This window comes from Nodosilinea sp. AN01ver1 (genome assembly GCF_050565655.1).
In the GTDB taxonomy this organism is placed as follows: Bacteria; Cyanobacteriota; Cyanobacteriia; order Phormidesmidales; family Phormidesmidaceae; genus Nodosilinea.
Genome location: NZ_JBNXVS010000029.1, coordinates 48,459 through 61,709, shown reverse-complemented (window position 1 = coordinate 61,709; position 13,251 = coordinate 48,459). Strand labels below are relative to the sequence as shown.

The 13,251-nt window shown below is 56.1% G+C and carries 12 protein-coding genes; 3 read left to right on the top strand and 9 right to left on the bottom strand.

What is annotated here, in order from left to right:
* Window positions 1-5 precede the first annotated feature (5 nt).
* Window positions 6-1,004 (top strand): UDP-glucose 4-epimerase GalE, encoded by a 999-nt coding sequence (gene galE / locus ACQ4N7_RS19930; RefSeq protein WP_430713238.1) that lies wholly within the window; start codon window positions 6-8, stop codon window positions 1,002-1,004.
* 76 nt (window positions 1,005-1,080) lie between these two features.
* Here the strand turns inward: galE and ACQ4N7_RS19925 are convergent, their stop codons facing one another.
* The 9 genes from ACQ4N7_RS19925 to ACQ4N7_RS19885 all read right to left on the bottom strand — a co-directional run bounded on the left by ACQ4N7_RS19925 (window position 1,081) and on the right by ACQ4N7_RS19885 (window position 8,523).
* Window positions 1,081-2,028: a F0F1 ATP synthase subunit gamma gene (locus ACQ4N7_RS19925; RefSeq protein ID WP_430713237.1), complete on the bottom strand. Its 948-nt coding sequence runs from the start codon at window positions 2,026-2,028 to the stop codon at window positions 1,081-1,083.
* Window positions 2,029-2,096: 68 nt separating this feature from the next.
* Window positions 2,097-3,614 carry a F0F1 ATP synthase subunit alpha gene (gene atpA, locus ACQ4N7_RS19920; RefSeq protein ID WP_106866406.1) on the bottom strand — a complete coding sequence of 506 codons (1,518 nt, stop codon included), beginning with the start codon at window positions 3,612-3,614 and terminating at the stop codon, window positions 2,097-2,099.
* 78 nt (window positions 3,615-3,692) lie between these two features.
* On the bottom strand, window positions 3,693-4,250 hold the full coding sequence (gene atpH / locus ACQ4N7_RS19915) for an ATP synthase F1 subunit delta (RefSeq protein WP_430713236.1): 558 nt from the start codon (window positions 4,248-4,250) through the stop codon (window positions 3,693-3,695).
* Window positions 4,251-4,252: 2 nt separating this feature from the next.
* Window positions 4,253-4,774: a F0F1 ATP synthase subunit B gene (locus tag ACQ4N7_RS19910; RefSeq protein ID WP_430713235.1), complete on the bottom strand. Its 522-nt coding sequence runs from the start codon at window positions 4,772-4,774 to the stop codon at window positions 4,253-4,255.
* Window positions 4,775-4,842: 68 nt separating this feature from the next.
* Entirely contained in the window at window positions 4,843-5,334 is a 492-nt protein-coding gene (locus ACQ4N7_RS19905; RefSeq protein WP_430713234.1) for a F0F1 ATP synthase subunit B', read from the bottom strand.
* 121 nt (window positions 5,335-5,455) lie between these two features.
* A complete protein-coding gene (gene atpE / locus ACQ4N7_RS19900; RefSeq protein ID WP_017299905.1) occupies window positions 5,456-5,701 on the bottom strand; it encodes an ATP synthase F0 subunit C in 246 nt (81 codons plus the stop codon).
* Between the two features lie 163 nt (window positions 5,702-5,864).
* Window positions 5,865-6,614 (bottom strand): F0F1 ATP synthase subunit A, encoded by a 750-nt coding sequence (atpB, locus tag ACQ4N7_RS19895; protein ID WP_430713233.1) that lies wholly within the window; start codon window positions 6,612-6,614, stop codon window positions 5,865-5,867.
* Between the two features lie 65 nt (window positions 6,615-6,679).
* Window positions 6,680-7,171: an ATP synthase subunit I gene (locus ACQ4N7_RS19890; protein WP_430713232.1), complete on the bottom strand. Its 492-nt coding sequence runs from the start codon at window positions 7,169-7,171 to the stop codon at window positions 6,680-6,682.
* Between the two features lie 125 nt (window positions 7,172-7,296).
* Window positions 7,297-8,523, bottom strand: a complete 1,227-nt coding sequence (locus ACQ4N7_RS19885) for a class I SAM-dependent methyltransferase (RefSeq protein ID WP_430713231.1) — start codon at window positions 8,521-8,523, stop codon at window positions 7,297-7,299.
* A gap of 574 nt (window positions 8,524-9,097) precedes the next feature.
* Between ACQ4N7_RS19885 and ACQ4N7_RS19880 the strand changes: the two genes are divergently transcribed.
* Window positions 9,098-12,310: a phycobilisome rod-core linker polypeptide gene (locus ACQ4N7_RS19880; RefSeq protein WP_430713230.1), complete on the top strand. Its 3,213-nt coding sequence runs from the start codon at window positions 9,098-9,100 to the stop codon at window positions 12,308-12,310.
* A 411-nt stretch (window positions 12,311-12,721) separates the two neighbouring features.
* Entirely contained in the window at window positions 12,722-13,207 is a 486-nt protein-coding gene (gene apcA, locus ACQ4N7_RS19875) for an allophycocyanin subunit alpha (protein ID WP_035986290.1), read from the top strand.
* Window positions 13,208-13,251: the final 44 nt, after the last annotated feature.

Here is a 13,251-nt window from a genome sequence, read left to right as displayed (position 1 = left end):
TTCCTATGACAGCTGATACAAAAACTATCCTGGTTACCGGAGGGGCTGGCTACATCGGCAGCCATGCGGTGATGGCCCTCCAGGAAGCGGGCTACCGGGTTTTGATTCTCGATAACCTGGTCTACGGCCATCGTGACCTAGTGGAGAATGTGCTAAAAACCGAACTAATTGAGGGCAGCACCCTCGACAAAGCGCTGCTCAAGTCAATCTTTAACCGCTACGACATCAGCGCGGCCATGCACTTTTCGGCCTATGCCTACGTGGGTGAGTCGGTCAGCGATCCGGCCAAATACTATGAAAACAACGTGGTGGGCACCCTATCGCTGCTTGATGCCATGGTAGAAGCCGGGGTCAAAAACTTCGTATTTTCTTCGACCTGCGCCACCTACGGTGTGCCCCAGGAAATGCCGATGACCGAAACCCACCCCCAAAACCCAATCAACCCTTATGGTGCCACCAAGCTGATGGTGGAGCGCATTCTAACCGACTACGACAAAGCCTACAATTTGCGATCGGTGCGCTTTCGCTATTTCAATGCGGCCGGTGCCCACCCCAACGGGCTCTTGGGCGAAGACCACAACCCCGAAACCCACCTGATTCCCCTGGTGCTGCAAACGGCCTTGGGCAAACGAGAGTCAATTAGCGTTTTTGGCACCGACTACCCCACCGCCGACGGCACCTGCGTCCGCGACTACATCCACGTGTGCGACCTGGCCGATGCCCACATTTTGGGCCTGGAATACCTGCTCAACGGTGGCGAGAGTAACGTCTTTAACCTGGGCAACGGCAGCGGTTTCTCGGTGCGAGAGGTAATTGACGCGGCGGTACGAGTCACGGGTAAGAGCATCCCGGTGGTGGAAGTTGAACGCCGCCCCGGCGACCCGCCAGCGCTGGTGGGAAGCAGCGATCGCGCCCGCAGCATACTGGGCTGGAACCCGCAGTACGCCGATATTGACACCATTTTGACCCACGCCTGGGCCTGGCACCAAAAGCGCCACGGCTAAAGAATCGGCCCCAAAAAGAAAAGCCCGTCACACCTGTGACGGGCTTTTAAATTGTGAATGTAGGTTGTTTCCAGACTTACAGAGAGTTAGCCCCGGCTACCACTTCCAGAATTTCCTGGGTAATAGCGGCCTGACGCGCCTTGTTGTAGGTCAGGTTGAGGGTCTTAGCCAGTTCCTTCGCGTTGTCGCTGGCGTTGTTCATGGCCGTCATGCGGGCAGCCAGTTCGCTTGCCGCCGACTCCTGCAGCGCCCGCAGAATTTGATTATTTAGGTACAGGGGCAGCAGCGCATCTAGAATCTGCACCGGATCCTGCTCGAAAATCATGTCCTGGGGAAATTCCGTTGGAGCTGGCCCAGTCACCTTCTCGCGCTCTACCTGGAAGACACCACCCCGGGTTGTAAGCCGGAAAATTTCGTCATCCGATACCTCTAGACCCTGAGGATCGAGGGGCAGCAGCGTTTGAATGACTGGTCGAGAGCTGACCAGCGACACAAACCGGGTGTAAATCAGCTCAACGCGATCGACTTCGTCGGAGAGAAACAGTGACAGCAACTCGTCTGCGATCGTCGAAGCTTCAGCGGCGGTTGGGATTTGCTCCATACCGATAAAGCTGGACTCGATGGGCTGGTCGCGGCGCTTAAAGTATTGGTTAGCCTTACGGCCCACAATCACAAACTTGTAGTTTAAGCCCTCAGCCGCCAGCTCCTGAGCCCGGATTTCGGCCCGGCGGATGACGTTGGTATTGTAGCCGCCGCAAAGGCCGCGATCGCCGGAGATGACCAGCAGAGCCACGGTTTGAACGTCGCGCTGCTTCAGCAGAGGCAGATCGGCCTCCTCAAACCGGAGTCGGCTTTGCAGGCCGTAGAGCACCTGAGCCAGGCGATCGGCAAAGGGTCGGGTGGCAATCACCTGCTCCTGAGCGCGACGCACCTTAGCCGCCGCCACCAGGCGCATCGCTTCAGTAATCTTGCGAGTATTTTTAACAGACTTAATGCGGTCTCGAATCGCTTTTAGGTTAGGCATAGTGGATCCCTAAGGGTCGTCGAGAGCCGGGGTGTTGCCTGAGCCCCACCCCGACCAAAACAGGAGATTTAGACGGCTGCCATAAAGGCTTGCTTCGCTTCAGCGATCGCGTCCTTGAGGATGGCTTCGCTTTCGTCACCGAGCTTCTTCTCGCTGCGAATCAGTTCGCCAAACTTGGGCTTGCTGTTGCGGAGGTAGTCGCGCAAAGACTTGGCAAAAGCCGTCACCTGATCCACGGGCACCTCATCCATGTAGCCGTTGATGCCGGCGTAAATGATCGCTACCTGCTCTTCCACCGGTAAGGGAGAGTACTGAGGCTGCTTGAGCAGTTCGCGCAGGCGCGTACCACGGGCCAGCTGCTTCTGGGTTGCAGCGTCCAGGTCAGAGGCAAACTGCGAAAACGCCTGTAGCTCGTCGAACTGAGCCAGTTCAAGCTTCACCTTACCAGCTACCTGCTTCATCGCCTTGATCTGGGCCGCAGAGCCTACCCGCGATACCGAAATACCGGCATTAATGGCGGGGCGCAGACCCGAGTTAAACAGGTCAGAGGAAAGGAAGATTTGACCGTCGGTGATGGAAATCACGTTGGTGGGAATGTAGGCCGACACGTCACCGGCCTGGGTTTCAATTACGGGCAGGGCGGTCATGCTGCCTTCGCCCAGCTCGGGGCTGAGCTTAGCGGCCCGCTCTAGCAGGCGAGAGTGCAGGTAGAACACATCGCCAGGGTAAGCTTCACGACCGGGCGGACGACGCAGCAGCAGCGACATCTGGCGGTAGGCCTGGGCCTGCTTGGTGAGGTCATCGTAGATGATCAGGGTAGCTTTGCCCTTGTACATGAAGTACTCAGCCAGGCTAGCGCCGGTGTAGGGGGCTAGATACTGAAGCGGGGCGGGGTCGTTGGCGTTGGCCGCCACCACAATGGTGTAGTCGAGGGCACCGCGCTCGCGCAGCACGTCGACAATTTGAGCCACCGAAGCCGCCTTCTGACCAATGGCCACGTAGACGCACACTACGTCCTCGGACTTTTGGTTGAGAATGGTATCGATCGCGATCGCAGTCTTACCGGTTTGGCGGTCACCGATGATCAGCTCACGCTGCCCACGACCGATGGGAATCATGGCGTCGATAGCGGTGATGCCGGTCTGCAGCGGCTCATACACCGACTTACGGGCAATAATGCCGGGGGCAGGCGATTCAATCAGACGGGTTTCGGTGGTTTGCACATCACCCTTGCCGTCAATGGGGCGAGCCAGAGCGTCTACGACGCGGCCCAGCATGGCCTCACCAACCGGAACCGACGCAATTTTGCCAGTGGCGGTAACGGCGCTGCCCTCTTTGATGTTGATGCCGTCGCCCATCAGCACCGCGCCCACGTTGTCTTCTTCCAGGTTGAGGGCAATCCCCACGGTGCCGTCTTCAAACTCCAGCAGCTCGCCAGACATAGCGGTTTCGAGGCCGTAGATGCGGGCAATACCGTCACCCACCTGCAGCACCGTACCCACATTGGAGACCTTGACCTCCTGGTTGTACTGCTCGATTTGCTGCTTAATAATGCTGCTAATTTCGTCAGGTCTGATACTAACCATAGGACTTGCTCTGGATAAACCTACATAAACACGAGACGTCAGAGAAACTGCCCCTGGGGGCAAACTCAAGCAATGGGGCTAGGCGGTAGCCGCTAGCTGCATACCGATACGACGCAGCTGCCCTCGGAGGCTGGCGTCGATCACCTGAGAGCCAACCTTAATGATCAGTCCCCCAATCAGGGCTGGGTCAATCTGGATCGATAGCTCGACACTGTTGGCCCCAGTCATGGTTTTAACGCGATCGCGAATCGCGTTCTGCTGATCGTCGCTAAGCTCGACAGCAGAGGTCACATCGGCCAAAACCGTTTGGTTCCGCTCTCTCAGCAGGGCTTGGTACTGCTGAAGCACGGGCTGCAGAAAGGCGATTCGACCCCTATCGACCAGCAGCATCAGAAAGTTCAGCAAGAAGCCGCTCACGTTTCCTTCAGCAATCTGGCGCAGCACTTCTTTTTTAGAATCGGGAGCCATCAGCGGGTTGGCCAAAAACCCAATTAGCTCATCAGAACTGGCCAACACCTCCAGAAGATTGGCGACTTCGCCACCTACCTGATCAGCAGCGTTGTTGTCATCAGCCACCGACATCAGAGCCTTGGCGTAGGGACCAGCAATTTCAGAACTCAGCGTTGTGTCGTTCATGGCTATTCTCCTTTAAGCGAGGCAATACTGGAATCCACCAGACGCCGCTGCAAATCCTCGTTCAGCCGATCCGGCAGAGCGGCTTCGCTGCGCTCGATGGCCAGGGCCGCAATCCGCTGCTGCAGCTCTCGCATGACCCGAGCTTCCTGAGAGCTGAGGTCTTGAGCGGCATTAGCTCGCATGCGTTCTACGTCGATTTGAGACTGCTTTAGGATCTCCTCGCGACTGCGCTCTGCTGTTGTCTGGGCTTCGGCCAAAATCTTTTTAGCTTCTGTTTGAGCCTGAGCCAGCTTTTGCTGCTGCTCTGCCAGCGCGGCGGCGGCCTCCTGCTTACGCTGCTCGGCCTCAACAATCGCTGTTTTAATCGCCGACTGACGGGTCGATAGGGTTTTCCCTAAAAACTTGCCGCCAAAGTAATACAGCACGCCAATAATAATGACCAAATTAATCAGGTTGGTTTCTAGGATATTGAAATCCACCCCAAAACCACCTGCTTCCGCCGCCAGTAACCAACCAATAGTCATATCCCTACTTTCCGTCAACGACGCGGGCAACTCCGGAAGAGCCTAGCCATCCCGGCATTACCAATAGCCTAGGCCGCTAAAGAACCCAGCAGCTTGTCTAAAATTTGCTGACTCAGGCCATCCACCTGCTGCTCTAGGGTGGCCATTGCCTGACTCTTTTGCTCGTCTAGCTCGCGCTGCACCTGCTCCCGCTGGGCCTGAGCTTCCTGCTGAGCAGCAGCAATGGTTTGAGACGCGATTTTTTGCGCTTCTTCCTGGGCCTCGGCAATTACCGTTTGGGCCTGGCGACGGGTTTCAGCCAGCTCTTGTTGATACTGCTTGGCAATCTGCTCAGCCTTGGCCAAGCGCTCTGCCGCATCAACCTGGTTGGAACTAATGTAACCGTCACGCTCGTCTAAAACTTTACCCAGAGGCTTGTAGAACAGCGCGTTGAGCGCCACTGCCAGCAGCACAAACTGAACTGCCATCAGCGGCAGAGTGGCGTCGAGGTCAAATAGACCACCGCCTTCTTCAACTGTTTCAGCGGCCTCAACCGCCAGTAACCAAACAAAGTTCATCATTGTGGGTATGCCCTTTAACCCGGCCCAGGGCCAGCACTACAGAGTGAAATTCCACAGGGAAATCGCCAGTGTCGAAGGCAGGGAAAGGTACAGCACCTCTCCCTAGCCCGTCGATGACTATCTATGCGAAGGGGTTGGCAAACAGCAGCACCAGGGCTACTACCAGACCGTAGATGGTGAGTGCTTCCATGAAAGCCAGGCTCAGCAGTAGGGTGCCGCGAATCTTACCTTCAGCTTCGGGCTGACGGGCAATACCCTCTACCGCTTGACCAGCTGCATTACCTTGACCAATACCAGGGCCGATCGCTGCCAGGCCAACGGCCAGAGCAGCTGCGATTACGGAAGCGCCTGCAATAATAGGATCCATGTCTTACCTCGATTTGGACAATCAACAACTCATTAAGTCAGGTCGTAGACAACGCTCGATAGGCGTTTCTTGTGGGTGCGGCCCTAAGACCACGTCGGCTGGCAGCACCTGCCCTACCAGCCAATACCAAACTGAATGCCCCCAAGCGGAAATTACTTCGGGGTCATCCATGCTCTTCACCACCATGCCCCTCGATGGCCTCGCCGATGTAGGCCGCAGCCAGGGTTGCAAAGATCAGCGCCTGAATGGCACTGGTAAACAAACCCAAGACCATAACCGGCAGCGGTACGAAGAGAGGTACCAGCAAAACCAGCACAGCGACCACCAGTTCATCGGCCAGGATGTTTCCAAACAGACGGAAACTTAGGGAGAGGGGCTTGGTGAAATCTTCCAAAATGTTGATGGGCAGCAAAATTGGCGTTGGTTCGATGTACTTGGCAAAGTACCCCAAACCGCGCTTGCTGAAACCAGCGTAAAAATAGGCCAACGACGTCAACAGGGCCAGAGCCACAGTGGTGTTGATGTCGTTAGTGGGAGCAGCTAGCTCACCCGCTGGCAGATGGATGAGCTTCCAGGGAATTAGCGCTCCAGACCAGTTGGACACAAAGATAAATAGAAACAATGTGCCGACGAAGGGAACCCAGGGCCGGTATTCCTTTTCGCCAATCTGGTTTTTGGCCAGGTCGCGGATGAACTCCAGGGCGTACTCCATGAAGTTCTGTAGACCGGACGGGATGCGCTGAATGTTGCGGGTGGCCAAAAATGACACCAGCAGCAGCACGCCAATTACAAACCACGAGGTCAAAAAGACTTGACCATGGAGCTTAAGGCCACCAACCTGCCAGTACAAATGCTGGCCAACCTCTAGCTCTGCCAGGACTAAGGGATGAATCATTAACATATTGAGCGCCATCTCTTAAATCAACTTCTCCTTAAGACCTACCAGGAAAAAGCATGCTATGCTGGGGAACCACCGATCTAGGTCGAACCAGGTTCCTGGAATGACTCCGACGATGATTTTGGCAGCACCGCAGTCCAGAGGGTGTAAGCAATTAACGCCCCCTTATAGGTCAAAAAACCCAGAAAAACGGGTACGACCTGAAGCTGCTGCCACTGAGTAGCCACCAGCACCAGCCCGACCACAAGGGCTAATCGGCCACTGCCTAGCCTGGCGCTGCCGCGCCCGATGTTGGCCACGCTTTTTGCCAACATCCTCAAGTAAACCACACCACCGCACGCTCCTATTAAATAATTCAGAGCAATTGGTAGCGAGTAGGCTAACCAGACGGAGGCAAAGATCACGCCGCTAAATGACAGGGTGGTCAGCAACAAATTTTGCTGTAGCTGATAGTACTCTGCCATAGCATCTGCTGAAGCCGGAGGAAGATCTTGACCGTCGGGTTGACCCAGGTCTAGGTCTGTCTCAGCTAGAGCAATGGGGTCGGTGTGTTCGGAGGGCAATGGGGCCACAAAAGCGCCTAATCCTTAGCCGTTAAAGGGTTTGACCTGCGCATGCAGGCCATGGGAGATCATATCACGGCAATAATACTTAATAGACGCTTCCCAAAAGTAAATCCGCTATCTTCGACCTAACTTTATGGATTGTGCTGTGGCAGATGCAACAAGATCAGCTGGCGCTGGTGCAGCTGGCGCACGTCTTCAAGACTTAGCCCGCTCTGGCTCAGCAGGTCTGAGACCGTTGCAGAGGGCTGCTTGTGAAGGCCGTTTTGACCATCGCAGGCCTGCAAAAACTCAAACTCCTTTTCATCTAGCGAAATGATTTGATAGTTGTGATCGAAAATACTTTGGCTGGGCCAGCCCTCCATACAGGGATTGCGGATGGGAATGGCCGCCAGCAGGTCGGCGTCGTTCTGCCAGCTAGTGCGAGGGTAGGGGGGGCGAGCCAGGAACCACTCAAAGTGGGTGATCTCTGGGTCGAGTAGTTCGATCAGACGGTACTGGTCTTTTTCAGTTAGGCGTTGGGCGCGCGCCAGCAGGGCCGGGTCTGAGGCCAGCAGGCGATCGAGCTGCCAGACTTGAGGGTTTGAGAAGCCCACAAACTCCAGCCCCGAGGCCTCGATCAGCTCAAACAAGCTATCGAGGGTGTAATCGACTTCCTGCGGGTGGACATACATATCGGCAAAGCACTCGTCGCGATGGTTTTCCATCGCCCAGCGATCGCGCTCTCGCTGCTTGAGTCGGTTGCCCTCAGGCAGGCTAGCGAAAATCTGCCGACCCACCTGTACCCCGTCGCGGTAATCGCCCCGGTGGCTGCCCTGAACCAGGGCGATCGCGCGCTGCATCAGCGAGATTTCCCAGCGGCCGATGGCAGCGTAAACAAATAAATGAATGAATCCGCCAGGGGCCAGCTTAGTTGCCAGCGCCCGTAGCCCTTTGAGCGGATCGGGCATGTGGTGGATAACGCCGACGCAGTTGATCCAGTCGAATTCGCCCTCAATTTGGTCAACGTCGTAGATGCTGAGCTGGCGAAACTGAACGTTGGTAGCCCCAGAGGACTGGCAGCGCTGGGTGGCGGTAGCGATCGCCCGCTCGCTTAAATCAATGCCCAGCACCTCAGCCTCTGGGTTGAGGTGACTGATGTACTCGGTACTGACCCCAGTACCACAGCCCGCATCCAGCACCCGCACTGCGGCTGAGGCAGGAGCTGCCCCCGTGCAAAAGCTGTGTACCGTAGGCCAGTACCAGCGCCAGTTGTACCCTGGCGGGGCCTCGTCGAGAATCGGCTCAGGTGGAAAAGGATAGGTGTTGTAGAGGCGAGCTACCGCATCGCTAACCACCTGGGTTGTTGTCGAGTCGTCCATAGCTAATTTGTTGGTTCACGTTACATAACAATTGAGGCGGTCAGGTCATTGATAATGTCGCCACAGCCGAGTCGGTGAACTTTCAAGCCAGCACTCCTCAGAATGAGCCCGCCTCAACCCTGAGTTTACAGTCGGCCAGCAGGGCAAACCCTTTTCAAAAGCAGCTTCCACACGTTAGGACTCTCAGCTTTATCACGAAACGTTACAAAACTTATCCGCCCTCTCAGGGGGGTAGTGACCATCATCTATGATGACCAAAGGCATTTGCCAGGTCGGATGTTACACAGTTTTTAATAATCTGTGTTGCTGTCCTGAAACGGTTTAATCTGATTCCAGGTCAGCGAACAGCCCGCCATCCATAGATACCGCATTCGGTGCCCGGCTTGGGTACCCGGCAGGTGAGGTTAACAACGCTTTACCTTCAAGCGGGTTCAGTGATTTTGCCCTTGCTCAGGGAGCCTTCCTGATCGATGCCCCTGACCAGTGCAGGATTCTGCGCCCTCTACCTCTAAACCGATTGATAGATTCTTTAATTGATGCCGTCATTGTCCGCATAGGGAGCCTTTGAAAACGCATGAGTGTTAAAGCAAGTGGTGGAAGTGCACCGGCGCGGCCCCAGCTCTACCAAACTCTGCCGGTGGCCACGATTTCCCAGGCCGAGCAGCAAGATCGCTACATGGGCCGAGGTGAGCTAAATGAGCTATCAGGCTTTTTTAATTCCGGCCTCAAGCGGGTGCAGATTGCTGAAATCTTGACCCGTTACTCCGAGTTGATTGTCTCCCAGGCGGCCAACCGCATCTTTACCGGTGGGTCTCCCCTGGCCTATTTGGAACGGGTTGACAGCGAGTCGCCGGTCGAAAAAACTCGGGCTGGCACCGTTTTGAATGAATCAGAGGCTTCCCGGTTGGGCACCTCAACTTTCATTGAGAGCGGCGGCGGTCTGTTTCAAAACCTGTTCAGCTCTACACCCTCAGGGCCGGTTCCGCCTGGGTTCCGCCCGATTAGCGTGTCTCGCTACGGCCCCAGCAACATGACCAAGTCGCTGCGCGACATGAGCTGGTTCCTGCGCTACGTAACCTACGCTATTGTGGCGGGCGACCCCAACATTATTTCGGTTAACGTGCGCGGTCTGCGGGAAATTATTGAGGGTGCCTGTTCCTCAGCGGCGACCATTGTGGCCATTCAAACGATGAAGGCCGGGGCTCTACGCTATCTGAATGGCGACTCCGAGGCCCAGGGCATTGTTGACCAGTATTTCGATGTGCTGCTGAGCGAATTTAAAGCGCCCACCCCGTCAAACAAGCTGCGTCAGCGGCCCTCCAGCGATCTGCAGGGGCTGGAGCTGCCTCAGATCTACTACAACGCTGCTGAGCGTCGGCCCAAGTACGCCATGAAGCCAGGGCTGTCGGCGGTTGAGAAAAATGATGTGGTGAAAGCCGCCTATCGTCAGGTTTTTGAGCGCGACATTACTCGAGCCTATTCCCTTTCGGTTTCTGATCTAGAGTCGAAGGTGAAGAACGGCGAAATCTCCATGAAGGAGTTTGTGCGCCGCCTGGCCAAGTCGCCGCTCTATCGCAAGAACTTCTACGACCCCTACATCAACAGCCGCGCCCTGGAGCTGGCCTTCCGCCATATTCTAGGTCGTGCTCCCAGCTCCCGTGAAGAAGTGCGCGACTACTTCTCTATTGTGTCTAGCGGGGGGTTAGCCGCTCTAATCGACGCCCTGGTCGATTCAAAAGAGTACGCCGACTACTTTGGCGAAGAGACGGTGCCCTACCTGCGCGGTCTGGGCCAAGAAGCCCAGGAGTGCCGCAACTGGGGGCCGCAGTTTGAGCTGTTTAACTACAGCGCTCCTTTCCGCAAGAAGCCGCAGTTTATTACCCTCTTTGCGGCCTACGAGCAGCCTCTGCCCGATCAGCACCCCTACGGCTCGGGCAACGATCCGCTGGAGATTCAGTTTGGGGCCATCTTTCCCAAAGAAACTCGCGATGTCAGCGCTACGCCAGCGTTCTTTAACAAGGACACTCGCCGGATCTTGATTCACCGCGGCCCCGGCATCAACAACCAGTTGAGCAATCCCGCAGCCCGGCCCGAGAACCCAGGTTCGCTGGGGGCCAAGGTATTCAAGCTGGATCAAATTCCCAGGACGGGCAACACCAAGAACAGCGTTCGCTACTCCGAAAGCTCGACTCAGGCGGTGATTAGCGCCGCCTATCGCCAGGTGTTTGGTCGTGAGGTGTACTCGGGTCAGCGCTCTAAGGTGGCAGAGATTAAGCTGGAGAACGGCGAAATCTCGATGAAGGAGTTCATTCGGGCGATCGCCAAGTCCGAAGCCTTCCGCAAGACCTACTGGTCGTCGCTGTACGTGATGAAGGCGGTGGAATACATTCACCGTCGCCTGCTAGGACGGCCTACCTACGGTCGCAATGAAACCAACGCCTACTTCGACATCTGCGCCAAGAAAGGGTTCTACGCCCTGGTCGATTCGATCATCGACAGCCAGGAGTACAACGAAGCCTTTGGGGAAGACACCGTTCCCTACGAGCGCTACCTGACGCCCAAAGGCCTTGCTCTGCGCAGCATGCGGGCTGGCAGCCTGGCTGAGAAAGGCATGGTTCCTGCCGTTGATACCAGCGTTCCCCGCTTTGTGGAACTGGGTGCCGTCAGCGAAGATCGGGCCATTCCTGATGTTCAGCGTCGTTTGGCCCAGGGGGTTAACCGTCAGCGCCAGCAGACCAAGGTGTTTAAGCTCACCTCTCTGGCCGACAAGCCCAACCTCAAGCTGGTTACCGCCGCCGCCTACCGGCAGATCTTTGAGCGCGATATCGCCCCTTACATTGTCAAGAGCGAGTTCACGGCGCTGGAGAGCAAGCTGGGCAATGGCGAAATTAACCTGAAAGAGTTTATTGAGGGTCTAGGTTGCTCAACGCTTTATATCAAAGAGTTCTACGCACCCTACCCCAACACTCAGGTGATTGAGTTTGGCACCAAGCACTTCCTGGGCCGTGCTCCGCAGGATCAGGCCGAGATTCGCAAGTACAACCAGGTGTTGGCCAGCGAGGGCATTCGAGGGTTTATTCGAGCTATGCTCAACACCCCTGAATATGCCGAAAACTTTGGTGAAGATACCGTGCCCTACCGGCGCTATCCCACCCTGCCAGCGGCCAACTTCCCCAATACTGAAAAGCTCTACAACCGTCTGACGAAGCAAAATCGCGATCTGATCGTGCCTAGCTTTACCAGCGCCAAGACCGGCATGGATGTCGCCGATATGCCACTGATGGCCGGTGCAGTAGCGTCTCAGGAGGCTAGCTCCGCTGAGCTGGCCGCGACGGTGGGGCGGGCTTCGGTTGAAGCCGAGGTGCCCATCGCCGGACCGACGACGCGGTTCTATCGTCACCAGCCGGGGGCTAGCCGTGAGCAGCTCGAGCAGGTGCTCACGGCGGTCTATCGTCAGGTGATGGTTCTGCCCATAGGAGACATTCCGGACGAGTGGCGGCTGAGCGAGATGGAGGCAGCGTTGCAGGGCGATCGCATCACCCTGCGCCAGTTCATTTGCCATCTGGTGAAGTCTCCGGCTTACCAGTCGCGGTTCGTGGCCGCTTACCCGGCCCCCAAGCTAGTGGCTATCATGGGCCGTCAGCTGCTGGGCCGCAGCCTAGAGAATGGTGAATATGAGGCGATCGCAGCCCAACAGGGAGCAATGGCTGTTGCCGAAGCCATGCTTAACTCCGCCGAGTACCTGCGTTACTTTGGCGAACAGGGCGTTCCCTACCGCCGGGCCTAGGCGATGGCTGTAAGGGAGTGGTTTAATCCATTCCCTTACAGCTGTTTCAATGGCATTGATTAATGGCTGAAACCAATCTGGTTTTTAGCTAAGACATGGCTTTAATCGTCAATTCATCTCACATTGTTGCGAAATACTAAAGTCGGACCCTGAATTGTGTCCGACTTATACCTTTTTTGAGGGTTTAGGCGTTTTCCTAAGCCTCTAAGATGGCGCTGCTGTCGACCCTTGGCGAACCTGAGGAGAACTGTTACAAAATATTTCGCTGCTTTGAAGAAGGCTGACACGATACCGGACAATTAATCGGGAAGGCCGCCAGAACTGAGGTTCTTTAATAGAGTTAGCTCTGGCCCTGCACCCTTAAATGCCAGTTTCATACTATCTGGTCATATTTTTCGGAGGAATCCATCAATGAGTATTGTCACGAAGTCAATCGTGAATGCCGATGCTGAGGCTCGCTACCTCAGCCCCGGTGAACTGGATCGCATCAAGGGCTTTGTTACCTCTGGCGAGCGCCGTCTGCGGATTGCTCAGGTGCTGACCGAATCTCGCGAGCGCATCGTTAAGGAAGCGGGCAACCAGCTGTTCCAAAAGCGCCCCGATGTTGTTTCTCCCGGTGGCAACGCCTACGGTGAAGAAATGACCGCCACCTGCCTGCGTGACATGGATTACTACCTGCGCCTTATCACCTATGGTGTGGTCGCTGGCGATGTCACCCCCATCGAAGAAATCGGTCTGGTGGGCGTGCGTGAAATGTACAACTCCCTGGGCACCCCCATCCCCGCTGTGGCTGAGGCTGTCCGCTCCATGAAAGCGGTTGCAACCGGCCTGCTGTCCAGCGACGATGCCGCTGAAGCCGCGTCCTACTTCGACTATGTTGTCGGCGCTATGCAGTAGTCGCAGCTGCGCTACTCCGTCGATTCGTTGTTGAGATTACGTCA

What these genes read in the sequence shown, in the direction of transcription:
- apcA (WP_035986290.1), top strand. Translation starts at nt 12,722, where the DNA reads ATGAGTATTGTCACGAAGTCAATCGTGAATGCCGATGCTGAGGCTCGC.
- ACQ4N7_RS19885 (WP_430713231.1), bottom strand. Translation starts at nt 8,523, where the DNA reads ATGGACGACTCGACAACAACCCAGGTGGTTAGCGATGCGGTAGCTCGC.
- ACQ4N7_RS19925 (WP_430713237.1), bottom strand. Translation starts at nt 2,028, where the DNA reads ATGCCTAACCTAAAAGCGATTCGAGACCGCATTAAGTCTGTTAAAAAT.
- galE (WP_430713238.1), top strand. Translation starts at nt 6, where the DNA reads ATGACAGCTGATACAAAAACTATCCTGGTTACCGGAGGGGCTGGCTAC.
- ACQ4N7_RS19910 (WP_430713235.1), bottom strand. Translation starts at nt 4,774, where the DNA reads ATGACTATTGGTTGGTTACTGGCGGCGGAAGCAGGTGGTTTTGGGGTG.
- ACQ4N7_RS19880 (WP_430713230.1), top strand. Translation starts at nt 9,098, where the DNA reads ATGAGTGTTAAAGCAAGTGGTGGAAGTGCACCGGCGCGGCCCCAGCTC.
- atpA (WP_106866406.1), bottom strand. Translation starts at nt 3,614, where the DNA reads ATGGTTAGTATCAGACCTGACGAAATTAGCAGCATTATTAAGCAGCAA.
- atpE (WP_017299905.1), bottom strand. Translation starts at nt 5,701, where the DNA reads ATGGATCCTATTATTGCAGGCGCTTCCGTAATCGCAGCTGCTCTGGCC.
- atpH (WP_430713236.1), bottom strand. Translation starts at nt 4,250, where the DNA reads ATGAACGACACAACGCTGAGTTCTGAAATTGCTGGTCCCTACGCCAAG.
- ACQ4N7_RS19905 (WP_430713234.1), bottom strand. Translation starts at nt 5,334, where the DNA reads ATGATGAACTTTGTTTGGTTACTGGCGGTTGAGGCCGCTGAAACAGTT.
- atpB (WP_430713233.1), bottom strand. Translation starts at nt 6,614, where the DNA reads ATGGCGCTCAATATGTTAATGATTCATCCCTTAGTCCTGGCAGAGCTA.